This window comes from Streptomyces sp. NPDC052016, from assembly GCF_044548445.1.
Taxonomy (GTDB): domain Bacteria; phylum Actinomycetota; class Actinomycetes; order Streptomycetales; family Streptomycetaceae; genus Streptomyces.
In genome coordinates, this window is the sequence record NZ_JBIUBX010000016.1 from 142,328 (window position 1) to 165,904 (window position 23,577).

Annotated in this window: 19 protein-coding genes; 11 read left to right on the forward strand and 8 right to left on the reverse strand. The window is 71.2% G+C overall.

The genetic code is table 11. The annotated features are described in order from the left end of the window. Positions 1 to 5 precede the first annotated feature (5 nt). Positions 6 to 2,411: a transglycosylase domain-containing protein gene (locus ACIHAR_RS21210; protein ID WP_365461970.1), complete on the reverse strand. Its 2,406-nt coding sequence runs from the start codon at positions 2,409 to 2,411 to the stop codon at positions 6 to 8. A 212-nt stretch (positions 2,412 to 2,623) separates the two neighbouring features. Here ACIHAR_RS21210 and ACIHAR_RS21215 point away from each other — a divergent pair, with 212 nt between their 5' ends. The 4 genes from ACIHAR_RS21215 to ACIHAR_RS21230 are packed head-to-tail and all read left to right on the forward strand — an operon-like array spanning position 2,624 to position 6,017. Further along, a complete protein-coding gene (locus tag ACIHAR_RS21215) occupies positions 2,624 to 3,424 on the forward strand; it encodes an ABC-2 family transporter protein (RefSeq protein WP_365461968.1) in 801 nt (266 codons plus the stop codon). Positions 3,425 to 3,482: 58 nt separating this feature from the next. After that, entirely contained in the window at positions 3,483 to 4,247 is a 765-nt protein-coding gene (locus ACIHAR_RS21220) for an ABC transporter permease (RefSeq protein ID WP_365462140.1), read from the forward strand. A gap of 5 nt (positions 4,248 to 4,252) precedes the next feature. Next, a complete protein-coding gene (locus ACIHAR_RS21225) occupies positions 4,253 to 5,272 on the forward strand; it encodes an ABC transporter ATP-binding protein (RefSeq protein ID WP_365461966.1) in 1,020 nt (339 codons plus the stop codon). 10 nt (positions 5,273 to 5,282) lie between these two features. Next, complete coding sequence (locus ACIHAR_RS21230; protein ID WP_400020994.1) at positions 5,283 to 6,017, forward strand: DUF1707 domain-containing protein; 735 nt, start codon at positions 5,283 to 5,285, stop codon at positions 6,015 to 6,017. Positions 6,018 to 6,143: 126 nt separating this feature from the next. Here the strand turns inward: ACIHAR_RS21230 and ACIHAR_RS21235 are convergent, their stop codons facing one another. Then, positions 6,144 to 7,505, reverse strand: coding sequence for an SGNH/GDSL hydrolase family protein (locus ACIHAR_RS21235; RefSeq protein WP_400020996.1), 1,362 nt, complete (start codon positions 7,503 to 7,505; stop codon positions 6,144 to 6,146). Between the two features lie 177 nt (positions 7,506 to 7,682). Between ACIHAR_RS21235 and ACIHAR_RS21240 the strand changes: the two genes are divergently transcribed. Together ACIHAR_RS21240 and ACIHAR_RS21245 are read left to right on the forward strand one after the other, a co-directional pair. Beyond that, positions 7,683 to 9,002 (forward strand): DUF445 domain-containing protein, encoded by a 1,320-nt coding sequence (locus tag ACIHAR_RS21240; protein WP_365461960.1) that lies wholly within the window; start codon positions 7,683 to 7,685, stop codon positions 9,000 to 9,002. A 53-nt stretch (positions 9,003 to 9,055) separates the two neighbouring features. After that, complete coding sequence (locus ACIHAR_RS21245) at positions 9,056 to 10,615, forward strand: MFS transporter (RefSeq protein WP_365461958.1); 1,560 nt, start codon at positions 9,056 to 9,058, stop codon at positions 10,613 to 10,615. Between the two features lie 902 nt (positions 10,616 to 11,517). Here the strand turns inward: ACIHAR_RS21245 and ACIHAR_RS21250 are convergent. Then, positions 11,518 to 11,967, reverse strand: a complete 450-nt coding sequence (locus ACIHAR_RS21250; RefSeq protein ID WP_400020999.1) for a hypothetical protein — start codon at positions 11,965 to 11,967, stop codon at positions 11,518 to 11,520. A 152-nt stretch (positions 11,968 to 12,119) separates the two neighbouring features. Between ACIHAR_RS21250 and ACIHAR_RS21255 the strand changes: the two genes are divergently transcribed. Further along, the gene (locus tag ACIHAR_RS21255; protein ID WP_400021084.1) at positions 12,120 to 13,076 is read left to right on the forward strand and encodes a GlxA family transcriptional regulator; all 957 of its coding nucleotides are present in this window, start codon (positions 12,120 to 12,122) and stop codon (positions 13,074 to 13,076) included. A gap of 46 nt (positions 13,077 to 13,122) precedes the next feature. Here the strand turns inward: ACIHAR_RS21255 and ACIHAR_RS21260 are convergent, their stop codons facing one another. Further along, entirely contained in the window at positions 13,123 to 13,425 is a 303-nt protein-coding gene (locus tag ACIHAR_RS21260; RefSeq protein ID WP_365461954.1) for a hypothetical protein, read from the reverse strand. Between the two features lie 161 nt (positions 13,426 to 13,586). On the opposite strand from ACIHAR_RS21260, the gene ACIHAR_RS21265 reads away from it, so the two are divergent. The 3 genes from ACIHAR_RS21265 (at position 13,587) to ACIHAR_RS21275 (ending at position 15,653) form a co-directional block, all read left to right on the forward strand. After that, positions 13,587 to 14,015, forward strand: a complete 429-nt coding sequence (locus ACIHAR_RS21265) for an Hsp20/alpha crystallin family protein (protein WP_365461952.1) — start codon at positions 13,587 to 13,589, stop codon at positions 14,013 to 14,015. 160 nt (positions 14,016 to 14,175) lie between these two features. Beyond that, on the forward strand, positions 14,176 to 14,721 hold the full coding sequence (locus tag ACIHAR_RS21270) for a DUF2267 domain-containing protein (RefSeq protein ID WP_400021002.1): 546 nt from the start codon (positions 14,176 to 14,178) through the stop codon (positions 14,719 to 14,721). A 125-nt stretch (positions 14,722 to 14,846) separates the two neighbouring features. Further along, positions 14,847 to 15,653, forward strand: coding sequence for an alpha/beta fold hydrolase (locus tag ACIHAR_RS21275; protein ID WP_400021004.1), 807 nt, complete (start codon positions 14,847 to 14,849; stop codon positions 15,651 to 15,653). A gap of 35 nt (positions 15,654 to 15,688) precedes the next feature. Here ACIHAR_RS21275 and ACIHAR_RS21280 read toward each other — a convergent pair whose 3' ends face one another. The 3 genes from ACIHAR_RS21280 to ACIHAR_RS21290 form a co-directional block, all read right to left on the reverse strand. Next, on the reverse strand, positions 15,689 to 18,811 hold the full coding sequence (locus ACIHAR_RS21280; protein ID WP_400021006.1) for a DUF3427 domain-containing protein: 3,123 nt from the start codon (positions 18,809 to 18,811) through the stop codon (positions 15,689 to 15,691). A gap of 57 nt (positions 18,812 to 18,868) precedes the next feature. Continuing rightward, entirely contained in the window at positions 18,869 to 19,348 is a 480-nt protein-coding gene (locus ACIHAR_RS21285) for a DUF3592 domain-containing protein (protein WP_400021008.1), read from the reverse strand. Between the two features lie 263 nt (positions 19,349 to 19,611). Further along, positions 19,612 to 20,841 (reverse strand): cytochrome P450, encoded by a 1,230-nt coding sequence (locus tag ACIHAR_RS21290; protein ID WP_400021010.1) that lies wholly within the window; start codon positions 20,839 to 20,841, stop codon positions 19,612 to 19,614. A gap of 104 nt (positions 20,842 to 20,945) precedes the next feature. On the opposite strand from ACIHAR_RS21290, the gene ACIHAR_RS21295 reads away from it, so the two are divergent. After that, positions 20,946 to 22,205 (forward strand): FAD-dependent oxidoreductase, encoded by a 1,260-nt coding sequence (locus ACIHAR_RS21295; RefSeq protein ID WP_400021011.1) that lies wholly within the window; start codon positions 20,946 to 20,948, stop codon positions 22,203 to 22,205. A gap of 228 nt (positions 22,206 to 22,433) precedes the next feature. Here ACIHAR_RS21295 and ACIHAR_RS21300 read toward each other — a convergent pair whose 3' ends face one another. Further along, a complete protein-coding gene (locus ACIHAR_RS21300; protein ID WP_400021013.1) occupies positions 22,434 to 23,453 on the reverse strand; it encodes an SEC-C domain-containing protein in 1,020 nt (339 codons plus the stop codon). Positions 23,454 to 23,577: the final 124 nt, after the last annotated feature.

Consider the following 23,577-nt stretch of genomic DNA (forward strand, 5'->3'; position numbering starts at 1 on the left):
CGGGGTTACTGCTCCGCGGGCCTGCGGGTCGTGAGCTGCGGGGTGGTGCCGGTCGGTGTTCCGGTCGTGCCTCCGTCGGCGGTGCCGCCGTCCGTCGCCGTGCCGCCGTCGGTCGGGTCTCCCGTGCCGCCGTCGGTGGTCCCGCCGGTCGACGTCCCGCCGTCGGTGGTGCCCGAGGTGGTGCCGCCGGTGGTCGTGCCGCCGCCGGTGGCGCCCCCGGTCGGCGTGGCGCCGCCGGTGGCCGTGCCGCCGTCGGTCTGGCCCTGCGTCCGTCCCGGGGTTGCGGTGTCCTGGCCGCCGGGGGTGGCCGTGTCCTGGTCCCGGTCCTCGGTGGGTTCGTCCTGCGGGGGCTCGGAGGAGGGGTAGGCGGTCTCCTCGGAGCCTTCCTGGAGCTGGAGGCTGAAGTCGGTGACCGGGGTGCCCTTCAGGGCGTCCTTCATGAACTGCGCCCAGATCTGCGTGGGCGCTCCGCCGCCGTTGATGCGGTCCAGGCCCATCGCGCCGTAGAGCGACTTGTGGGCGGCGGTGACGGGGTCCTGGCCCATCACGGCGACGACCGTGGCGAGGTCGGGGGTGTAGCCGGCGAACCAGGCGGCGGTGTCCTCCTCGGCGGTGCCGGTCTTGCCGGCGGCGGGGCGGCCGATGGCCAGGGCCTCGGTGGCGGTGCCGTTCTGGACGACGCTGCGCAGGACGGAGGTGGTGGTGTCGGCGGCTTCGCGGGTGATGACCTGGGAGGACTTCCGCTCGGGCAGCTCGATGACGTCCGAGCCGTCCTTGGTGATCTTCTCGATCATGGTGTACGTGCCGTGCCGGCCGTGGTTGGCGAGGGTCGCGTACGCCTCGGCCATGTCCAGGACGCTCGCGGTGGCCACGCCCAGCGCGACCGACGGGTACGGGTGGAGTTCGGGGGTGTCGGCGGGCAGGCCGAGTTCGATCGCGGTCTCCTTGACCTTGGCGGGGCCGACGTCGACGGCCATCTGCGCGTACACCGAGTTCACCGACTTGTCGGTGGCCTCGCGGACGGTGATGTCGCCGTAGGAGTAGTCGTCCTCGTTGGCCGGGTTGTAGGCGCTGCTCCAGCCCTGCACGGGGCGCTTGTTGGTGCCGTCGTAGATGGTGTTGGGGGTGATCCGCCGGCCGTCCTGGGTCTCGGAGCCGTTCTCGACGGCCGAGGTGAAGACGAACGGCTTGAAGGTGGAGCCGACCTGGAAGTCCCGCCGGGTGGCGTTGTTGGTGTACTGCTTCACGTAGTCGATGCCGCCGTACATGGCGAGGACCTTGCCGGTCTTGGGGTCGACGGCGGCGCCGCCCGCGCGGACGTAGGTGTCGACCTTGCGGTCCTTGTCGAGCTTCTTCATCAACTGGTCGTTGACGGCGTCGACGAAGGCGTCCTGCTTCTTCTTCTCCAGGGTGGTGGTGATGCGGTAGCCGCCGGAGTCGAGCTCGCTCTCGTCGACGACCTTGTTCCTGATGAGGTAGTCCTTGATCGCGCGGACGATGTAGCCGCGCTGGCCGGACATGCCGATGTCGGCGCCGCTGGTCTCCCGGGGGGTGGGGAAGGTCATGCCGGTGCGCTCGGACACCTTCAGCCACCCCTTGCCGACCATGCCGTCGAGGACGTAGTTCCAGCGGGCCTCGGCGGCCTTGTGGTTCTCGGGGTGGGCGATCACGTCGTACTCGCTGGGCGCGTTGACCAGCGCGGCGAGGTAGGCGCCCTGCGCGGCGGTGAGTTCGGCGGCGTCGATGCCGTAGTAGGCCTGGGCGGCGGCCTGGATGCCGTAGGCGTTGCGGCCGAAGTAGCTGGTGTTGAGGTAGCCCTCGAGGATGTCGTCCTTGGACTTCTCGCGGTCCAGCTTGATCGCGATGAAGAACTCCTTGACCTTGCGGGTGACGGTCTGTTCCTGCGCGAGGTAGTAGTTCTTGACGTACTGCTGGGTGATCGTGGAGCCGGACTGCTTGCCCTTGCCGGTGGCGGTGTTCCAGCCGGCGCGGAGCATGGCCTTGGGGTCGACGGCGGACTCGGTGTAGAAGTCGCGGTCCTCGGCGGCGAGGACGGCGTGCTGGGCGGCCTTGGAGATCTGGGCGAGGGTGACGTTCTCGCGGTTGACCTCGCCGTCGCGGGCGATCTCGGTGCCGTCGGCGTACAGGTAGACGTTGCTCTGCTTGGTGGCGAGCGCGTTGGCCGGGGGGATCTTGACCGTGGAGTAGCCGAGGTAGAACAGGCCGACGAGGAGCAGGGCGCCGAAGAGGAAGGTGCCGACCACCATGCGCCAGGTCGGCAGGAGGCGGCGCCAGCCGGTGCGCTTGGGACGCTTCGGCTTCTTGCCGTCTGCCGCAGGCTGGGCCGCCTCGGGCTCTCTGGATGCCGCCCAGCCCTCGGTCGGCTGCTTCGGCTGCGGCTCGTCGCTCATGTGCTGCTCGGACTCCTGTTTCGCGTCGTACGTTCCCGTACGCCTCGTACGCCTTCTGCGCCCCCTGATGAAGACTCTCGCACCGAGCGTTCCGTTCCCGGCAATGGGAGCGTGTTGCGTCACGTGGGGGCCGGAAAACGCGTGGCACGCGGTCGCGTGGGCGCACTAGGCTCCCGCGCTTCGGTGTCCGCGAGTGTGGGAGGACGGTTGCCGTGGGTTCGGCGCGGTTGTACGCGGCCGTCGCAGCGGGGGGTTTCCGAAGGTACGCGACCTATCGGGCGGCCACGGCCGCGGGGGTGTTCACCAACACGGTTTTCGGCCTGATCCTCGTCTCCACCTACCTGGCGTTGTGGGACGAGCGGCCGCAGCTCGGGGGCTACGACCAGGCGCAGGCGGTCACCTATGTGTGGCTGGGGCAGGCGTTGTTCGCGACGCTGGCGCTGCAGGGCGGTGGTTTCGAGAGCGAGTTGATGGAGCGGATCCGCACCGGTGCGGTGGCGATCGACCTGTACCGACCGGTCGACCTGCAGGTGTGGTGGCTCGCCGGTGACCTGGGGCGGTCGGTGTTCCAGTTGTTGGGGCGCGGGGTGGTGCCGTTCCTGTTCGGGATGCTGGTGTTCCCGATGGCCGTTCCGGGTGATCCGCTGGTGTGGCTGGCGTTCGTCGTCTCGGTGGTGCTCGCGATGGTGGTGAGCTTCGCGATCCGGTACCTGGTGGCGTTGAGCGGGTTCTGGCTGCTGGACGGGACGGGCGCGCTGCAGATGCTGATGGTGACGGGCATGTTCTGCACGGGGATGGTGCTGCCGCTGAACGTCTTCCCCGGGGCGCTCGGCGAGGTGGTGCGGGTGCTGCCGTGGGCGGCGTTGCTGCAGATGCCGGCGGACGTCCTGATGGGGGAGGCCGATCCGTGGGGCACGTACGCCTTTCAGGTGGTGTGGGCGGTGGTGTTGCTGACGGCGGGCCGGCTGGTGCAGGGGGCGGCGACGCGGCGGGTGGTGGTGCAGGGTGGGTGACGGGGGTGCGGGCGGCAGGGTGCTTCAGGGGCTGCGGGCCTACGGGCTGATCGCCGGGATGTGGATCCGCTCGACCATGGCGTACCCGCTGTCCTTCGTGATGACGGCGTTCGGCGGGCTGGTGGTGACCGGACTGGACTTCGTCGCGATCTTGCTGATGTTCTCGCGGGTGGACGTGCTGGGCGGCTACAGGCTGCCCGAGATCGCCTTCCTCTACGGTCTGGCCGCCCTGTCGTTCGGGTGCGCGGACCTGGCGATCGGTTCGGCCGGCCGGCTGGGGCAGCGGGTGCGCGACGGCACGCTCGACACGCTGCTGGTGCGGCCGGCGCCGGTGCTCGCCCAGGTGGCGGCGGACCGGTTCGCGCTGCGCCGCGTCGGCCGGATCACGCAGGGCGCGCTGGTGCTGGGGTACGCGCTGGCCGCGCTGGACGTGGACTGGACGCCGTCGAAGGTGCTGCTGCTGCCCGTGATGCTGGTCAGCGGGGCGGGGATCTTCTCCTCGCTGTTCGTGGCGGGCGCCGCGTTCCAGTTCGTGACGCAGGACGCGTCGGAGGCGCAGGCCGCGTTCACCTACGGCGGTCAGACGATGTTGCAGTACCCGCCGACCGTGTTCGGCAAGGACCTGGTGCGGGGGGTGACGTTCGTGCTGCCGCTGGCCTTCGTCAACTGGGTGCCCGCCGCGTATGTGCTGGGGCGGCCGTACCCGCTGGGGCTGCCGGAGTGGACGGCGTTCACCCCGCCGCTGGTGGCGGTGGCGTGCTGCGCGCTGGCGGGGCTGGCCTGGCGGGCGGGTCTGCGGTCGTATCGGAGCACGGGGAGTTGAGGCACGTGGACGAGGGTTTCATCGACGTCGACCGTGTGGAGAAGGTCTTCGAGGTGCGGACGAGGACGGGTTTCCTGAAGCGGGAGTCGCGGCGGGTGCGGGCGGTCGACGCGATCTCCTTCACCGTGGCGCGCGGCGAGATGGTCGGTTACATCGGCCCGAACGGCGCCGGCAAGTCGACGACGATCAAGATGCTGACCGGCATTCTCACGCCAAGTGGCGGGCGGCTGCGGGTGGCGGGCATCGACCCGTCCCGGGAGCGGACGCGCCTGGCGCACCGCATAGGGGTGGTGTTCGGGCAGCGTACGACGCTGTGGTGGGACCTGCCGCTGATCGACTCCTACCGGCTGATGCACCGCATGTACCGCGTCCCGGACGCCCGTTACCGGGAGAACCTCGACCGCCTGGTGGAACTGCTGGAGCTGGGCGCCCTGTTGGACGTGCCCGTGCGGCAACTGTCGCTGGGGCAGCGGATGCGCGGCGACATCGCGGCGGCCCTGCTGCACGATCCCGAGGTGCTCTACCTCGACGAGCCGACGATCGGCCTGGACGTCGTGTCCAAGGCGCGGGTGCGGGAGTTCCTGCGCGAGCTGAACGCCGAGCGCGGCACGACGGTGCTGCTGACCACCCACGACCTGCAGGACATCGAGCAGCTGTGCTCCCGTGTGATGGTCATCGACCACGGGCGGATGATGTACGACGGCCCGCTCGCCGGGCTGCACGAGGCGGGGGAGAGCGAGCGGACGCTGGTCGTGGACCTGGAGCGGGAGCTGCCGCCGATCGAGGCGGGTCCGTCCGCCCGGGTGGTACGGGTGGAGGGGCCGCGTCAGTGGCTGGCCTTCCCGGCGTCGGAGTCGGCGGCGCCGCTGGTGGCGCGGATCGCCGCAGAGTATCCGTTGGTGGACCTGTCGGTGCGGGAGCCGGACATCGAGGCGGTGATCGCCAGGATGCTGCGGTCGCTGGGGGATGCCCAAGAACCCCCGCGCGGGCGGGAGTCCGTAGTGCCGGGCGCCGGGAACTCGTAGGCTGCCGGGTATGACCGACGACGCACTCCCGGACCTCCGCGCCTCCGACGCCGACCGTGAGCGGGTCGCCGAGGTCCTGCGGGACGCCCTGGCCGAGGGCCGGCTCGACATGGCGGAGTTCGAGGAGCGGCTGGACGCGACGTACCGGGCGCGGACGTACGGCGAGCTGGCGCCGATCACCCGGGACCTGCCGGTCGCGGGCGTGACCCCGCCGCTGCCCGCCGTGTCCCTGCGGAAGGAGCCGCAGGCGGCCGGGAACTGGGCCGGGCGGATCGTGGGCGGCGAGGGCACGTCGACGTGGGCCGTGGCGGTGATGTCCGGCTTCCAGCGCAGGGGGCGCTGGACGGTGCCCCGGCGTTTCGGCTGCTTCGCCTTCTGGGGCGGCGGGGAGCTCGATCTGCGCGAGGCGGACTTCGCCGCCGAGGAGGTCGTGATCAACTGCGTCGCGATCATGGGCGGGGTGAACATCGTGGTGCCGCCGGGTGTCGAGGTCGTCGTGCGGGGTCTCGGCGTCATGGGCGGCTTCGACGACGGGGAGACGGGCGTCCCGGGGGATCCGGGGGCGCCGCGCGTGGTGGTGACCGGGTTCGCGTTCTGGGGCGGGGTCGGCATCGAGCGCAAGCTGACCCGTGAGGAGCGGCGGCAGGCGAAGCTGGAGCGTCGGCAGGCCCGCGAGGTGGAGCGGCGGGCGAGGCGGGAGTTGCACGGCGACTTCCGGCACGACAGGCGCCGCCACAAGGAGTAGCCGCCGCGGACCGCGGGCGTGCGTGCCGCCCGGGCGGCACGGGTGGGCGCGGGTGGTGTGCCGCCACGCCGGGTCGCGCCTCCCGCCCCTCGGCCGCACGGCACGTGACCGTGCGGCCGGCGTGCACTACAACCGGGCCGGTGCCGAGCCCTCCAGTTCGGCCAGGTCGACGGCCTCCGCCATCCTGCGGTACCCCCTGTCGCTGGGGTGGAGGCTGTCGCCCGAGTCGTAGTCCGACCGCAGCCGGCGCGGGTCGTACGGGTCGCGCAGGGCCTTGTCGAGGTCGGCGACCTCGTCGAAGACCGTGCCCGAGCGGATCGCCTCGTTGATCCGGCGGCGTACGTCCTCGCGGGGCTCGGTGTAGCCGCGGTGACCGCGGAAGGGCATGAGCGTGGCGCCGACGACCTTGACCCCGCGGGCGTGGGCGCGGTCGACGAGGGTGCGCAGGCCGGCGACGACGGCGTCGGGGTCGGCGAGGGCGCGGTTGCGCAGGATGTCGTTGACGCCGAGGGCGATGACGACGACCTTGACGTTCGGGCGGCCGAGGACGTCCCGCTCGAAGCGCTTGAGGCCGCTGGGGTTGTCCGCGGGCCGGCCGCGGCCGTCGGCGAGGACCTGGTTGCCGCTGATGCCCGCGTTGACGACGCCGTGGCGGGGCGCCTCCGCGCCGGAGGCGACGGCGGCGCGCAGCCGGTCGGCGAGCACGTCGGGCCAGCGGCGGTTGGCGCCCGGGGTGGAGGTGACGCCGTCGGTGAGGGAGTCGCCGAAGGCGACGACGGTGCCGTCGGCCTCGTTGCTGAGGACGTCGAGCGCGGTGAGGTAGCGCCAGGCCGTGCTGTGCCCGGTGTACGGGCCGCCCGTGAGGTCCTCGGTGTGCTCGCCGTCGGCGACGTAGCTGGTCTGGCGGGCGTGCCGGTGGTAGGTGACCGGTCCGGAGGAGTCCGGGGCGTAGGTGCTGACGAGGACGTCGGAGTCGGCCGGGACGGCGAGGGCGACGGCGTCGCTGACGGCCTGCCCGCCCGGGGGGACGGTGACGGCGGGCGTGCCGCCGAAGGTGAGCCGGCGCAGGGTGCCGGCCGCCGCGGCCGGGTTGTCGTCGCCGGCCGCGAGGGCGATCGTGGCGGCGGTGACGGTCAGCGGCCGGGTGCCGTAGAGGTTGGAGAGGGTGATGCGGGCGCTCGTGCCGCCGACGCTGGTGTGGACGACGTTGCGGACCGTGCGTCCCGCCATGCCGTCGCCGTCGGTGAGGGGCTCGCCGCCGACGGGGGCGGCGGCCCAGGTGCCGACCCAGACGCCGGTCGAGACGGGGGCGGCGGGGTTGTGGGCCGCTCGGGGCGCGGCGAGGGCGTCGTCGCCGCGGCCGTGTCCGGCGTCGACCCCGGTGTAGATGACCGCTGAGAGGGCCACGATCAGTAGGACGATCGCGGACAGAGTGGCGCGGTGCTGTGCGGGGGACATCCCCACGCCCCCGTCGTGACGCTCGGTCATGCGGGTGTGATTCTCCTCGGGCGAGGGAGCGGCGAGGCTCCGTACATCGTGCTAGGAGGTCACCGTTGATCTCCCCCACCTGACAGACGCCGGGAACTCTTGTTCCGTTCCAGGAGTCGGTCATGTAGGGACAATGTTTGCGTGGCGGACGCGGGGCATCCGGAACGGGTGGAGTGGATGGATCGGTCAAGAACGGAAGTATCGGAGAAAAGTGTCGCGCCCGCTGCGCGCGCCATGAACGTCTTCAGCGCCGCCGACGAGGAGCGCCGGCAGGGCGTGCGGCGCATGAAGCTCACCGCGACCGGACTGCTGCTGTTCGTGGCCGTGGTGTACGTCCTCGCCGAGTGGGCCTCCCACCAGGGCGCCGGCGCCTGGGCGGGGTATGTGGCGGCGGCCGCCGAGGCCGGCATGGTCGGCGCGCTCGCCGACTGGTTCGCCGTCACCGCCCTCTTCCGCCGTCCGCTGGGCCTGCCCATCCCGCACACCGCGATCATCCCCACCAAGAAGGACCAGCTCGGCGTCTCCCTCGGCGAGTTCGTCGGGGAGAACTTCCTCTCCGAGGACGTCGTACGGCAGCGGCTGCGCTCGGTCGGCATCGGCAGCCGGCTGGGCGTGTGGCTGGCCGAGCCGGGGAACGCCGACCGGGTGACGGCCGAGCTCGCGACGGCCCTGCGGGGCGCGTTGACCGTGCTGCGCGACTCGGACGTGCAGGCGGTGGTCGGCGAGGCGATCACGCGGCGGGCGGACGCCCAGGAGGTCGCGCCCGGCCTGGGGAAGATGCTGGAGGGGATCGTCGCGGACGGCGGCCACCGGCGGGCGGTGGACCTCGTCGTCACCCGGGCGCACGACTGGCTGGTGCTGCACGCGGACTCCGTGATGGACGCGGTGCAGGGCGGCGCGCCCGGCTGGACGCCGAAGTTCGTCGACCGGAAGGTCGGAGAGCGGGTCTACAAGGAGCTGCTGCGGTTCTGCGCGGAGATGCGCGACATGCCGTCCCACCCGGCCCGCACCGCCCTCGACCGTTTCCTCGGCGACTTCGCCGCCGACCTGCAGTCCGACACGGACACGCGGGCGCGGGTCGAGCGGCTCAAGGGCGAGGTGCTGGGCCGCGGCGAGGTCCAGGACCTCATCGCCTCCGCCTGGACCGCCGTCCGCTCCATGATGGTCGCGGCGGCGGAGGACGAGCGCAGCGAGCTGCGGCTGCGGGTGCGGGCCGCCCTGCTCTCCCTCGGCACCCGCATGGCCACCGAGCCGAAGGTCCAGGAGAAGGTCGACAGCTGGGTCGAGGGTGCGGCGGTCCACGTCGTGACGACCTACCGCAAGGAGATCACGTCCCTCATCACCGACACCGTGGCCGGCTGGGACGCCGAGCACACCACCCGCAAGATCGAGGCCCACATCGGCCGTGACCTGCAGTTCATCCGGATCAACGGCACGGTGGTCGGGTCGTTGGCGGGGCTGTTGATCTACACGGTGGCGAGAGGGCTGGGGGCGTAGCCGGTCCTCCTCGGGGAACCCGACCGGGGTTCCGCTCGACGAGGAGGGAGCCCATGACCACCGCACAGGCCGAGACCGGCCGAACCCTGACGACCGACATCCCCGCCCGCCTCGACCGCCTCCCATGGTCCCGCTGGCACTGGACGATCGTGATCGGTCTCGGCACCGTGTGGATCCTCGACGGCCTCGAAGTCACGGTCGTCGGCAACATCGCCAGCCGCCTGTCGGAGCCCGGAAGCGGGCTGCCGATCTCCTCCGGGCAGGTCACCGGCATCGCGGCGGCCCTGTATGTGGCGGGCGCCTGCATCGGCGCCCTCTTCTGGGGCCGGCTCACCGACCGCTGGGGGCGCAAAAAACTCTTCATGATCACCCTCGCGGTGTACCTGGCGGCCACCGCCCTCACCGCGTTCTCCTTCGAGACCTGGTGGTTCCTCCTCTTCCGCTTCCTCACCGGCTTCGGCATCGGCGGCGAGTACGCGGCGATCAACTCCGCGATCGACGAACTGATCCCGGCGGAGTACCGGGGCCGCGTCGACCTGATGATCAACGGCAGCTTCTGGCTGGGCGCGGTCGGCGGTTCCCTGCTGTCGATCGTCGCGCTGGACACCGACGTGTTCGCGGCGGACGTGGGCTGGCGGCTGACGTTCGCGCTCGGCGCCGTCCTCGCCCTGGTGATCCTCCTCGTACGGCGGCACGTGCCCGAGAGTCCGCGCTGGCTGCTGATCCACGGCCGCGACGACGAGGCCGAACGGATCGTCTCCTCCATCGAACGGCAGATCGAGGCCGAGAGGGGCGAGCCGCTGCCGCCGGCCGAGGGCGAGCTCACCATCCACCAGCGCCGCAGCGTCTCCTTCGTCGAGATCGGCCGCACGGTCTTCTCCGACTACCGTCGGCGCGCGGTCCTCGGCTTCTCCCTCTTCATCGGCCAGGCCTTCCTCTACAACGCCATCACCTTCGGCTTCGGCGCGATCCTCACCACGTTCTTCGACGTGCCGAGCGGCAACACCGGCTACTACTTCGCCGTCATCGCGCTCGGCAACTTCTTCGGCCCGCTGCTGCTCGGCAAGCTGTTCGACACGGTCGGCCGCCGGGTGATGATCTCGTCGACGTACCTGCTCTCCGGCCTGCTGCTGTTCGGCACGGCCTGGCTGTTCGACCGCGGCTCGCTGAGCGCGTCCACCCTGACGGCCTGCTGGTGCGCCGTCCTCTTCTTCGCCTCGGCGGGCGCCTCCAGCGCCTACCTCACGGTCTCCGAGATCTTCCCCATGGAGACGCGCGCGATGTCCATCGCCTTCTTCTACGCCCTCGGCACCGCCGCCGGCGGCATCAGCGGCCCCCTGCTGTTCGCCGACCTCACCGGCACGGGCAAGGTCGGCGACACGGTCCTCGCCTTCCAGATCGGCGCCGCGCTGATGTGCGCGGCGGGCCTGGTGGCCGCGTTCCTCGCCGTACGGGCGGAGCGGCGCTCCCTGGAGGACATCGCCAAGCCGCTGACCGCAGCGGCGACGAAGGCCCGCACCAAGGTCACGTCCGGCGGCACACGGGCCCCCCAGGACCCCAACGACCCGGGCAACCCACAAGGCCCCCAGGGCCCGAAGCCGGCGACGGCGTGAGGGGGGTCGGAGCAGCGCTGCGGTCGGCTCGGAGGGGCGCGAGTCTGGCCCTGACGCCGGCGACGGCGTGAGGGGGCTGGAGCAGCGCTGCGGTCGGCTCGGAGCGGGCGTGGCGCGAGCTCGGCCTGACGCCGGCTTGGGCGTGGCGGGGCTCGCGCAGCGCGGCCCTTGGCCCGATGGCGGCCCGGCGTGGCGGTTCGGGCAGCGCCCATAGTGGGCTTGCCGGCGTGCGGGAGCGCACCAAGGCAGGGGCGCAGCGGCGGCGGCAGCCCCGCGAGGGGTGCGGGGGCGCAGCCCCGCCGGGGGTTCAGGGGGCGGAGCCCTCTGGCGGGGTCGAAGGGGGCTCCGCCCCTGGGGACGGGAAGGCGGAGCGAAGTGAGCGTCGCCGACCAGGCGTTGAGGATCGAGACGGCCGTGTCGGCGTGGGCGGTGTCGCAGCCGACGTTGGTAGCGCAGGACGTTCTGGTGGGCGACGTGCACGTCGTTGTAGAGGGTCCGGTAGTTCTGCGGGCTTCCCGAGCCCCGGTACACGGTCGCCTGCGGGTTAACCGTCCAGCCGCTCCGCGCGTGGCGGTTGGCGGTCAGCTTGGCGTACCCGGCGGCGTAAGGCGCGGCGCCGGCCTTCACCTTGGCGGCCATACGGTCCAGGTAGGCGCGGGGTGTGCAGCATCCCGGGGTGCGCGTAGCCGCCGGCGGTCCCGGCGCCCGCGTCCGCCGCGGTGGAGCCGGGCCCACGGCGGCGGCCCCGGCGGCCGCGCCCGCGGCCTTCAGCAGGCTCCGGCGGCCGAACGGTCGTGTCTGTGGAGTTCGCGTCACGTGCATGCGGGGGAGACGTGCCGGAGCCCGGCGCGGTAACGAAAACCCGTCGGCAGCCCCCGGCGCCGGGCACCGGAGGGCGCCGGCTAAGCCCCCGTCGTCGACCCCGGCCGTACGATCATCAGGACCGTCACCACCGCCCACAGCAGGTTGAACACCCCGGTGAACATGGCGAGTCGCACGGTCGCCTCGCGGGTCCCGGTGCCCCCGACGAGGATCTCCTGGCGGGGCAGGACGAGGACGACCAGGACGATCGCCGCCAGGACGGTCAGCACGGTCGACGCGATCAGCCAGGCGTCGCCCATCACCCCCATCGCGCTCGCCGTGAAGAACCCGAAGACGGGCACGGCGATGCCGACGGCGGCGTACACCCGGCAGATGCGGTGCAGCAGCCGTACCGTCTCGGCCGCGCGGGTGTCGTCGGGGGCGGCCAGGGCGCGGCGGGCGGCGGGCGGGAACATGCTGGCCGCGACGGTGACGGGACCGATGGCGACGATCGCGGCGAGCACGTGGACGGCGAGGAGGAACTTGGTCACGGGGTGACGGTAGGCGGGCGGCGGAGCGTGCAGAAGTGGCGGGAATGCCAGAGGCCGACGGATTCTCGCCAGCGCCATCCACGCGGCACGGAAGGCGTACGGCCCCGATGGCCGGGGTTGGCCGCAATCCGTCGTACGCCTACGCTCTCGCCATGCACACCGTCGCCGTACTGGCCCTCGACCGGGTCGTGCCCTTCGACCTGTCCGCCCCGATCGACGCCTTCGGCTGGGCGCGGCTGCCCGACGGCCGGGAGGCGTACCGGGTGCGGGTCTGCTCGCCGTCGCGCGAGGTGAGCGCGGGGGCGTTCACGGTGCGAACGCCGTACGGCCTCGAGGCCCTCGCGGAGGCGGACACGATCGTCCTGCCCGGCGTCGAGGAACCGCCCGACCCGCTGCCGGACGGCGTCACCGAGGCGCTGCGCGAGGCGGCGGCGAACGGCACGCGCATCGCCTCCATCTGCGTCGGAGCCTTCCTGTTCGCCGCGACGGGCCTGCTGGACGGCCTGCGCGCGACGACCCACTGGATCGCGGCGCGCGACCTGGCCGAGCGGTACCCGAAGGTGACGGTCGACCCGAACGTCCTCTACGTCGACAACGGCCAGTTCCTCACCTCGGCCGGGGCGGCCGCGGCCCTCGACATGTGCCTGCACATGATCCGCAGGGACCACGGCTCGGCCGTCGCCGCCCAGGCCGCCCGCATGTCCGTCATGCCCCTCGAACGGGAGGGCGGACAGGCCCAGTTCATCGTCCACGACCTGCCGCCCGCGCCCGCCGGAGCCACCCTCGAACCGGTGCTGCGCTGGCTGGAGGAGCACTGCGACCGCGACCTCACCCTGGACGAGATCGCCGCCCACGCCGGCATGAGCACCCGCACCCTCAACCGCCGCTTCCGCGAACAGGCCGGGACGACACCGCTGCAGTGGCTGCACCGGGCGCGGGTGCGGCGGGCGCAGTACCTGCTGGAGACGACGGCCTATCCGGTCGAACGGATCGCCGCGCAGACCGGGTTCGGCTCGCCCACGGCCTTCCGGGAGCGGTTCCGCCGGGTGGTGGGGACGAGCCCGCAGGGGTATCGGCGGGCTTTCCGGTCGGGGCTGCCCGGAGCATGAGCGCTACCGGGGTGACGATCGGATGCCCCTTCCCACGCGGCAGGCCTCAGCCCCGCCGGTCGGCCACCGCCCACGAGGCCAGCGCGACGGCGCCCGCGACCCCGAAGACCGACGGCCAGGCGCCCACCTTCTTGGCCAGCGGATGCGACCCGGCGAACGCGGCGACGTACGCCGCGGTCAGCGCCCCCGCCGCCTTCCCGCCCGCCCGCTGCCGCCACTGCTGCGCGGCAGCGGCTCCCGCGGCGGCCAGCACGACCCCGCCGAGCTGCCGCTTCCTCGTCCACCGGGCCACGCCGTACCCGCCGACGAGCCCGCCCGCTGCGATCACCGAACTGGGAACCTTCGCCATTGCTGCCTCCTCGAAGTCGCCCCGAAGTCGTGACGAGGCTATGCCCGGACCAGGCATTCCACTGAACCTGAGTCGGGGCTTGTCAAGTTTCCTCCCCCCGAGCTATATAAGTAGCCGTAGGGCATCGCACAGACAACGTCCGACGAGAGGAGTGGACTGTGATGCTCATGCGAACCGACCCGTTCCGCGAATTCGACCGACTCGCGCAGCAGGTCCTCGGTGCCACGACCGACCGCCCCGCCGCGATGGCGATGGACGCCTACCGGTCCGGACACGACTTCCTCGTCCACTTCGACATCCCCGGCATCGACCCCGAGACGATCGAGCTGGACGTGGAACGCAACGTCCTCAACGTCCGCGCCGAGCGCCGTTCCCCCGCCCCCGAGGACGCGGAGGTCCTGGTCGCCGAGCGCCCGACGGGTACCTTCACCCGCCAGCTCTTCCTCGGCGACACCCTCGACACCGAACGCATCGACGCCTCGTACGAGGCGGGCGTCCTGACGCTGCGCATCCCCGTGGCCGAACAGGCCAAGCCGCGCCGCATCCAGATCTCGGGCGGCGGCGAAGGGCGCAAGCAGCTGAGCGGCTGACGCCCCGTGCGGCGCGTCCCGCGGTCCCGCCGTCCCCCCGGGGCCGCGGGACGCGCCGAATCCTGCCCGCGTGCTGCGCGCCCGTCCGCGTGCCTGCGCTCCCACCCGCCGGCCAGAAGCCCACCACCGGCGCACCGGATCCAGAGGAGGAACACCAAGCATGACCGCGACGACGATCACGACCATGCCGAGGGCGGCGGCCCCCGCGCCGGCGAGGGCGGTGATCCCCACCCCGCAGCGCAACCGGCTGGGCTCCGCCGTACGCGACGACGCCCGACCGGGCGCCCGCGGCGACGGCTGGAGCCAACTGATCGCGTCGGTGAGGGAAGCCGGCCAGTACCCGACCACCGCGGAGGCCGAACGCGTCACCCGCATCGTCCTGTCCGCCCTGGGCGGCCAGGTGACCGGCGAGGAACGCGTCGACCTCGCCCGCGCGCTTCCCACCGAGGCGGCCGCAGTGATCGCGTCCCAGATCCCGCTGACCCGCCCGCAGCCGGCACCGGAGTTCGTCGACACGATCGCCGCCCGCATCGAGGGATCGACCCCCGCCACGGCCCGCTGGGACGTCAGCTCGGTCCTCAGCGTCCTGCCCGAGCGGGCCGGCGCGGACCTGATCGACCGGATCCTCGCCCAACTCCCGCCCGGCTACGCCCTGCTGTTCGGCAGGGCGGAACTGACCCCGGCCGTCCCGCCCCAGCGCTCCTGAGTCACGCACGCCGTCCCCCACCGCCACCGTCGCCGTACGAAACGCAATCCACTGGCGGTGCCGGTGGGGGAGCGGGGAAGCTGTCGGAGCCCCATCTCCCCGAGTGACCAGGACTGGCAGCCGAGTTGACCGAGCCGACCGCGTACCTCACGACCCCCGACGGCATCCGCCTCGCCTACCGCGACGACACCCCGCCGCACGCGCACCCGACGGCACCTCCCGTCCTCCTCCTCCACGGCCTGGCCGGCCACCTCGGCGAGTGGGACGACCTGACCGCCCGCCTCCTGGCCGACGGCCACCGCGTGGTGCGCTACGACGCCCGCGGCCACGGCGCGAGCACCCGCACCCCGGCCGACATGACCCGGGCGGCGGCGGTACGGGACGCCGTGACCGTGCTGGAGGAGCTGTCCCTGTCACCCGCGATGCTGCTGGGCCAGTCCCTGGGCGGCCTGACGGCGATGCTGACGGCGGCGGCCCACCCGGCCCTGGTCACGGCTGTGATCCTGGTGGAGGCGGGCCCGGCGGGGGGAAACGCGGGGCTGCCGACGCAGATAGGGGAGTGGCTGGACAGCTGGCCGACCCCCTTCCCCTCCCACCGCGAGGCGGCGGCCTTCCTCGGCCACGAGGCCTGGGCCGACGGCCTGGACTGGCGCGAGGACGGCGGCCACGCCCGCGTGGACCGCGACACGATGGTCGCGGCGGTCGAGGAACTCGCCACGGAGGACTACTGGGAGCAGTGGTCGCGGGTGCCCTGCCCGACCCTCGTCCTGCGGGGCGAGAAGGGGACGATGCCGGCGGAGGAGGCGACCGGGATGCGGGCGCGCCGCCCCGCCGACACACACCTCAGGGTCGTACCGGACGCGGGCCACGACGTACACCTGGACGAGCCGCGGGCTCTGTACGAGGCGGTCGCGTCGTTCGTACGGCGGTAACCGGCCGCATCCGGATGCCCATGAGAGGCGGGTTCTCATCCGCTCGTGATCGAGGCGTACGAGCTCACATCGGCAGGAAGCTCGTGGTGCAGATTCCAGGTGATCGCCATGGGTTTGCTGCCGGTGTGCCCCGCATAGGTCGCCGGTCCGAGAAGGAGCCACGGCTCGGCCTTGCCGATGCCGTTGCGCTTGTAGCGGCGCAGGAACAGAAGGACGTGGCTCCCCTGCTGGGCGTGCCGCTGGTAGCGCAGGCCGGTTGCGGAGTTCTCCGGTGTGGTGCTCTGGGATTCCCAGTGGAAGAGGGTGGGGCTGAGCGCGTAGTCCTTGTAGCGGACCGTGGGGGAGAAGTCCCGCTCGTCTTTCTCCAGGGTGATGAGGAGGGCGTCGGTCCTGTGTTCCTCTATCCAACGCACCCCTTGCCCGAAGTCCCTCGGCATCTGTCCCCCCAGACGCGCCACTCCGAGGGCCGAAAGGATCTCGGAGCGGTTGTAGGAGCTGTGGATTTTCAAGGGGATGTGGGCGAGTGAGCCTTCCAGCGGGAGCGGGAAGTGGGCAGCCTCTTCGAGGGCGTACGACAGGACCTGCCGGAGCTCGTCACGCAGCACGCGTTGGGAGCGCAGTGACTCAAGGCCCTGGCGGTAGCTGGAGAAACCGCCGGCGTTGTCCCACAGGTTGAAGAAGAGCATGCGGGCGTATGCCTGCTCCTCCGCGGACAGGGAGTCGTAGTCGGGGGCGTCGTCTTCGAGCAGCCGTAGATACGCGTGGATGCGGTCCGGGTCGTCTACGTGCAGGAAGGCGTGGACGCGCTTGAGGAGCTCGGCTTCGCCCTGCGGTGCCTCCTCGCGGATGAAGCCCGCCTTACGCAACACCTTGGTCCAGGAGTTATCGCTCTTGTAGAGCTCCTGGATGTCGCGTCGGCTCTCGCGTAGGTAGTCCGCCAGCCGCGGTGTGCTGTAGTCCCTGACTTCCTTGGCCATTGTCGTGATGGTGGCCTTGAGCTGTGTCCGGATGTTATCGAGGACCAGGTCCTTGGATTTGCCTTCCAGGATGATCTGGCAGCCGGACGGCAAATGAGGGAAGTCGTGCTCGATGCTGTCGACCAGGCGGTTTCTGGAGAGGTTGGTCAGAGCCCGGAACTGCTCCTCGAAGCGGAACTCGGCGCGATGCTGGCCGATGAAGTCGAGCACCGTCAGGACGGGCTTGTTCGGCGTGCGGCGCAGACCGCGCCCGAGTTGCTGGAGGAAGACGGTCGCGCTGTTGGTGGGGCGCAGAAGCAGGAGCGTGTCGACGTCTGGGATGTCCAGTCCCTCATTGAACAGGTCGACGGAGAAGATGACTTGGATGCGACCCGCCTTGAGGTCCTCCAGCGTCCGCTCGCGCACCTCGGGCTTGGAGTCACTGTCGAGAGCCGCTGCTTGGAACCCGGCTCGACGGAAGCACTCCGCCATGAAGTGTGCGTGCTTCTTGGTCACGCAGAATCCCAGCGCCCGCATCGCTGCTGGGGCGGAGATCTTGTCCTTTACCTGCTTGATGACGATGCGGGCCCTGGCCTCGTCCCCCGTGTAGAGATGGCCGAGCTGGTCCCGGTCGTAGGTGCCCGAACGCCAGTCGAGACGGGTCAGATCCGAGCCGTCCGGAAGCCCGAAGTAGTGGAAGGGGCAGAGCAAGTCGTTTTCCAGGGCTTCCCAGAGTCGCAGCTCCGCGGCGATCCGTCCGTTGAAGTACTCGTCCTGCACGTTGCGCCCGTCCATCCGTTCCGGCGTCGCTGTCAGGCCGAGCAGTTCGGTTGGTTTGAAGTGTTCGAGGACGCGGCGGTACGTGTCAGCGGTGGCGTGGTGGAACTCGTCGATGACGATGACGTCGAAGTGCTCGGGATCGAGCTGTTCCAGCCGTTGGAGGTTGAGGGATTGGACGCTCGCGAAGACGTGTGTCCAGCCCCGCGGTTCCTTTCCGCTGTGGAGTAGTTCACCGAAGGAGGCGTTGTCCAGTACCTCTTGGTAGGTCCGTAGGGACTGCTTCAGGAGTTCCTTACGGTGGGCCACGAAGAGGAGCCGTGGGAGCGCCCCGCCGAGCGAGTCACGCATGTTCCGGTAGTCCAGGGCGGCCATGACGGTCTTACCGGTTCCGGTCGCCGCGACCAGGAGGTTGTGGTGGCGGTCGCGGATCTCCCGTTCGACGCGCAGGCGCTCCAACATGTCCTTCTGGTGGGGGAGCGGGTGTACCTCGAGACCGGAGAGACTGATCTTGAGGTCACGGGCAGATCCGGTGCCGCCTGCCCGGGCTAGTGCGTCGTCCAGCCGCTCTCCGTCCAGCTCGGGGTCGTACGTCTCGAACGCCGAGTCGGCCCAGTAAGCGTCGAAGGTCGCCTCGAACTTGTCGAGCACCCTAGGGGTGGCCACCGACGACAACCGTACGTTCCACTCCAGGCCGTCGAGCAGCGCGGCTTTCGACAGGTTGGAGCTGCCAACGTATGCCGTGTCGAATCCGGTCTTGCGTCGGAAGAGCCAAGCCTTGGCATGCAGACGCGTGGACCTGATCTCGTAGTTGACCTTCACCTCGGCGCCGAACTCGCGGACCAGCCGGTCCAGGGCGAGTCGATCGGTGGCGCCGATATAGGTGGTCGTGATGACACGGATCGGTACGCCCCGTTCCCTCGCTGCACGGAGGGAGTCCTCGAGGACCCGTATCCCATACCACTTCACGAATGCGCAGAGCAGGTCGATGCGGTCAGCGGTGGCGAGCTCGGCCCGCAGCTCCGCCCCCAGACTAGGGTCGTCCGGTGCGTTGGTGATCAGTGCCGTTTCAGAGAGGGGCGTCAGAGGGCGGATCGCATAGACGCCCGGGGCCTCCTGCTCGGCTAGGGCCAGCAGTTGCCGGGGACCGTCAGCGATCGTGCTCGAGTCCTCGTCCGGATCGGGGGCGCTGGCAGCCAGTGACCGCATGATCTGATTGGCGGCGGCGACCTGTTCGCTGTGCGGCAGCCGACTCAACCTGCGCCCCACGGCCTCGCCGATGTATCGGGCCAGGACATGCGGCGTGGCCCCCTCGCTGACCTCTGCGTCGATGGCCTTCCACCCGGCGGCTTCGAGCCCTTCGAGCTGATGCCGCAGGTCATGCGTGATGAGCTCCTCGTAGACGCCCGCGACCGGCTGCGTCATGTCCCCCGAGTCCGTCACGGCCGCCCCTTCGATCAGTCGCGTCGATATCGATCTGTTCTAGCAGCAGCGACTGACAATCGAAGGCCCGGGTTGAGAGAGGGGTCTGTTCCGCGAACCCGCCAGACGGTCACACCAGGCTCCACACCCCCAACCCCACCCCGAAAAACACAACGCCACCCCGCACACCAGGTAGGTATAAGGACTGAAGGACGCCTGAGTGCGCTCCACGACCACCCGGCGCGGATCCGCAGGGTCGTACCGCACCACCACCGCGTACCCGGCCCGAAGTACATGCCGGTCCGCGTTCAGGGGTGCTCGTCGGTACGTCTGCTCCTGGGGGCCCGCCCGATAGCGGACCTGGGCAGAGTGGAGCACATCGCCCTCGCGGCGTGGGCCTCGGACGACCTCGCCCTCCGTGCGCGTCCCCCGGACGCCGAGCCGGCGAAGGCCTTCGCGGCCCCGGAGGGCACCCAGGGTGACTCGGACGCCGTAGCCCAGCCCCACCCCGCGGCGAAGATCAGAGCGAAGGTGAGCCATGTCTGGGTCATCGTGGCCCGCCCAGGGCGGTGCGGTCTGCCCGTTGAGCCTGCCCGGCGGCTTCCTCGCTCGTGTTTGCGGGTTGTGCAGGCAGCCGGGGTCCGATCACGGTCGGCGTCCCGCCGACCGAGCAGCGGGTGAACTCGCGGCTGGACGCGCCACGCATGCAGGTGACCGCCTCTCTTCGAGCGACTCGCAGAAGTCTACGGGGGAGAGGCCGGGCACAGCAGGACGGGAACAGGCCGCACCGGACCGGGTGCGCCTCACATCGGGCGGGCGGCGGCGCTGAATGTGACAGGCAGTTGCATGGGTCCGCGCAGCGCGCCGGGCCGCCACCGCAGCTCGCCAGGCGGCACGGCCAGGGCGAGGCCGGGCAGGCGCTGCAGAGCCGTCCCGATGGCGATCTGGCCCTCCAGCCTGGCCAGCGGTGCCCCCAGGCAGTAGTGGATGCCGTGCCCGAACGCGAGATGGGGGTTGTCCCGCCGGGTGATGTCCAGCCGGTCGGGGTCGGTGAACCGCGCCGGATCGCGGTCGGCGATCGCGGAGGCGATCAGCACCGTCGCACCGCGTGGAATGGCCACGCCGGCGATCTCGACGTCCTCTCGCGCGAACCGCGCGATGCCGGGGCTCACCGGTCCGTCGTAGCGGAGGAACTCCTCGATCGCGCCGGGCAGCAGCTCCGGATCGTTTCGCAGCAGCTCCAGCTGGCGCGGATGGGCGAGCAGCGCGGCGATGCCGCCACCGATGAGGCTGACCGTGGTGATGTATCCGGCCACCAGCAGCAGGAACATCATGGCGATCAGTTCGTCCTCGCTCAACCGCTGCTCCTCGTCACGGGCGATGATCAGCGCGCTGAGAAGGTCGCCTCCGGGCCGGACCCGCTTGGTCTCCAGCAGCTCGGCCAGATAGGCGCGCATGTGCTGCCAGGCCTCGTTCACCACGGCCGGGTCCGGCATCTTCTCCCCGCGCATGAGCATGTCGTCGGTCCACCGCTGGAACTCGTACCGGTCGTCCACCGGCACGCCGAGCAGTTCACTGATCACGGTGACCGGCAGGGGCAGCGCGAAGTCCGCGACGAGTTCGGCGCGGCCGGTGGGGACGACCGCGTCGAGCAGGCGGTCGGTGATCTCTTGGATACGGGGCCGCAGCTCGGCCACCCTGCGCGCGGTGAACGCCTTCGAGACCAGCCGGCGCAGGCGCGTGTGGTCGGGCGGGTCGGAGCGCAGCATGTTGCTCATCATCGATTCGCGCTCGGTCTCGGGCAGCTGCTCCATGAGGCGGGGGTCCGAGGCGTCACGGACGTCGCTGCTCAGCCTCGGGTCGGACAGGGCCGCGAGACCGTCCTCGTACCGTGTGACCAGCCAGGCGTCCAGGCCGCCCGCGATGACGGCGCGCCGGACCGGGCCGTCCTGTCGTAGCTGTCGGTAGAGCGGGAAGGGATCTGCCACGAAGGCCGGGTCGGCATAGGGGAGAAGGACAGGCTGCTGGCTCATCATGCCTCCCAAGGCAGATAGCACCCATTTATGGCAGATTGCTGTTGTTTGAGGGTATGGCCCAGTGTGACGGATGCGGTGCCCTACCGAAGGGAGGGGGAGCGATGGTCGCGCAGGACACCATGGCCGAACCGGAGCGCACTACATGCTGCGTGGTGGGCGGGGGCCCCGCGGGGATGGTCCTCGCCCTGCTGCTTGCCCGCGCCGGAGTCGAGGTGACGGTCCTGGAGAAGCACGGCGACTTTCTGCGCGACTTCCGCGGAGACACCGTGCACCCGACCACCCTGGCGCTTCTGGACGAGCTCGGCCTGGACGAACGCTTCGCCCGGCTGCCGCAACGGCGGGTGACGACGGTCCAGCTGCCGCTCGGCCCCGACCGGTCGCTGGTCACCGTGGGAAACATCGGGGCGCTGCGGGGCAAGTACAACTACATCGCGATGGTGCCCCAGTGGGACCTGCTCAACCTGCTCGCCGAGGAGGCCGGACGCGAACCCTCCTTTTCGCTGCGCATGCGTACGGAGGCGATCTCCTTCCTCGTGGAGGGCGGTCGGGTCACCGGCGTGTCCTACCGTACGGCCGACGGCCGCACCGGTGAGCTGCGAGCCGACCTCACCGTGGCGTGCGACGGCCGGGGCTCGCTGGCCCGATCCCGGCCCGAACTGGGGCTGCGGAGCTTCAGCTGCCCCATGGACGCCTGGTGGTTCCGGCTGCCGCGGCGCGAGGGAGACCCGCACGGGCTCGTGGGCGGCGTCGGCGAGCGCTTCCTGAGCGCCATGATCGACCGCGGGGACTACTGGCAGTGTGCAGCACTGATCCCCAAGGGCAGCGACTCCCTCCGTCGCGCCGCCGGTCTCGACCGGTTCCGCGACGCATACCGGGCCGCCGTCCCGTGGATTTCGGACCGCATGGACACCCTCATGTCGTGGGACCAGGTGAAGCTCCTCGACGTACGCCTCGACCGGCTCCGGCGCTGGCACCGGCCGGGTCTGCTGTGCATCGGTGACGCTGCCCACGCCATGTCGCCGGTCTTCGGTATCGGCATCAACCTCGCCGTCCAGGACGCCGTGGCCGCCGCCCGCCATCTCGTCGGACCGCTGTCCGACGGCACGGTCGGCCTGCGGGACGTACGCCGGGTCCAGCGCCGCCGCCGGCCGACGACGGCCGCGGCCCAGGGCCTCCAGCGCTTCGCCCACGCCCGCGTCATCCAACCGGTCCTGTCGGGTCTCCCGCCCTTCGGGAACCCCAGGCGCGCCCAGCGGATGACCGAGCTCGTCACCACCTCGCGTTGGGTGAACCGGGTCCCGGCGTACTTCCTCGCCTACGGGGCACTGCGGGAGCGGCCGCCGACGGCGTCGCTGCGGTGACGAGATACCTGGTCGAGGGCGAACCGGTCGGCATGTGGCGCGGTATGCCCGGGGCCGTGACCTCCGCCGAGGGCCGAGCTGGGGACGGTGACGATCACACGACGTGGCCCCCGGGGTGACGCGGACGCCGTAGGCCAGTCACCCCGACGGCGAAAATCAAGGCACGGCAGCCATGGTGGGTCGCCGTGGCCTGCCCTGGGCCCCTGAGTCCGCTTCACGCCTCCGTGTTCATGCCTCCGTGCTGCCGTGGCACCCCTCATAAGCCCGCCCCGACCCGCACCAGCAACCAGCCCCCCTCTGCGGCGGCCAGGCCACCGCTCGTCCCCGCGCCGCTAGCGTCGTCGCGTACTGCGGCAGCAGATCGGTGTCCCCCGGCGAAGCGCCCTCCGAGGCCGCGAACGCCTCGTACGACGGCACGGTCCCCGTGACGATCCCCAGATTCGGCGTCCCCGAAGCCGACAGCTCCCGCAGCGCGCCCTCTATCCCGGCCAGGTGCTCCCCATGGGACGGGTACTCCTCCGCCAGCGACGGGTAGGCGGTCACCAGCTCCGCCAGCTCCCCCGCAGGCCAGTGCAGCACCGCCACCGGGAAGGGGCGGGACAGGGCCTCCCGGTACGCCCCCAGCTCCGCCCTCAGTCGCCAGATCTCCGCCTCCAGCTCCAGGGGGTTGTCGGAGCCGAGGGACCACACCCGCTTCGGGTCGTGCAGTTCGTCCAGCGAGACCGGCGACGAGTGCAGGGCGTCCGCCAGGGCATCCCATTCGTCGTGGCCGGCGCCCAGCATCCGCCGTACCCGATGGCGTCCGAAGAGCAGGGGATGCGTGGAGTACGGGGGTTCCGTCACGTCCGTCAGGAGCAGCCGCACGCCCTCCGTGAACGTCTCCTGGGCCGCCTCCAGCTCGTCGTGGGATTCCAGCGCCTCCGCGACGATCACCCAGGGGGCCGGGTCACGGGGAGCCGCCGTGCGGATGCCCTCGATGATGGCCCTGGCCTCCGCCTCATGGCCGTACTCCCAGAGGTTCGACGCCTTGAGGGCCCGCACCAGGTGCGAGTTCTCCAGAGCGTCCGGGGAGGACAGCAGGCGGTCGTAGAGGGTCGTCGCGGCGGGGCGGTCGCCGGACAGTTCCAGGTGGGCCGCGGCCTGGAGGAGCAGGGCCTCGGCGTCCTCGGGATACAGGCCGGCGGTCCGCTCCAGGCGTGCCGCTTCGGCGGTGTGGTCGACGTTCTCGGCAGGCGTGTCGGGGCGCATGAGGGACACCGTACTGCCGCCCAGTGACAAAGGGAGGGGATCCGCAGGCCAGGCCGCCCGCCCCTCACCCCGGACCCGTCCCTCCTCTCCGGATGCGCCCGGCATGTCCAGGGGCCGTTCCGGA

Bases quoted from the DNA above. Each gene is read 5' to 3' on its own strand.
- ACIHAR_RS21280 (WP_400021006.1), bottom strand. From the start codon at position 18,811: ATGACGCAGCCGGTCGCGGGCGTCTACGAGGAGCTCATCACGCATGAC.
- ACIHAR_RS21255 (WP_400021084.1), top strand. From the start codon at position 12,120: ATGCACACCGTCGCCGTACTGGCCCTCGACCGGGTCGTGCCCTTCGAC.
- ACIHAR_RS21235 (WP_400020996.1), bottom strand. From the start codon at position 7,505: ATGACCGAGCGTCACGACGGGGGCGTGGGGATGTCCCCCGCACAGCAC.
- ACIHAR_RS21260 (WP_365461954.1), bottom strand. From the start codon at position 13,425: ATGGCGAAGGTTCCCAGTTCGGTGATCGCAGCGGGCGGGCTCGTCGGC.
- ACIHAR_RS21240 (WP_365461960.1), top strand. From the start codon at position 7,683: ATGGATCGGTCAAGAACGGAAGTATCGGAGAAAAGTGTCGCGCCCGCT.
- ACIHAR_RS21295 (WP_400021011.1), top strand. From the start codon at position 20,946: ATGGTCGCGCAGGACACCATGGCCGAACCGGAGCGCACTACATGCTGC.
- ACIHAR_RS21285 (WP_400021008.1), bottom strand. From the start codon at position 19,348: ATGGCTCACCTTCGCTCTGATCTTCGCCGCGGGGTGGGGCTGGGCTAC.
- ACIHAR_RS21230 (WP_400020994.1), top strand. From the start codon at position 5,283: ATGACCGACGACGCACTCCCGGACCTCCGCGCCTCCGACGCCGACCGT.
- ACIHAR_RS21270 (WP_400021002.1), top strand. From the start codon at position 14,176: ATGACCGCGACGACGATCACGACCATGCCGAGGGCGGCGGCCCCCGCG.
- ACIHAR_RS21220 (WP_365462140.1), top strand. From the start codon at position 3,483: ATGTGGATCCGCTCGACCATGGCGTACCCGCTGTCCTTCGTGATGACG.
- ACIHAR_RS21265 (WP_365461952.1), top strand. From the start codon at position 13,587: ATGCTCATGCGAACCGACCCGTTCCGCGAATTCGACCGACTCGCGCAG.
- ACIHAR_RS21245 (WP_365461958.1), top strand. From the start codon at position 9,056: ATGACCACCGCACAGGCCGAGACCGGCCGAACCCTGACGACCGACATC.
- ACIHAR_RS21290 (WP_400021010.1), bottom strand. From the start codon at position 20,841: ATGAGCCAGCAGCCTGTCCTTCTCCCCTATGCCGACCCGGCCTTCGTG.
- ACIHAR_RS21210 (WP_365461970.1), bottom strand. From the start codon at position 2,411: ATGAGCGACGAGCCGCAGCCGAAGCAGCCGACCGAGGGCTGGGCGGCA.
- ACIHAR_RS21300 (WP_400021013.1), bottom strand. From the start codon at position 23,453: ATGCGCCCCGACACGCCTGCCGAGAACGTCGACCACACCGCCGAAGCG.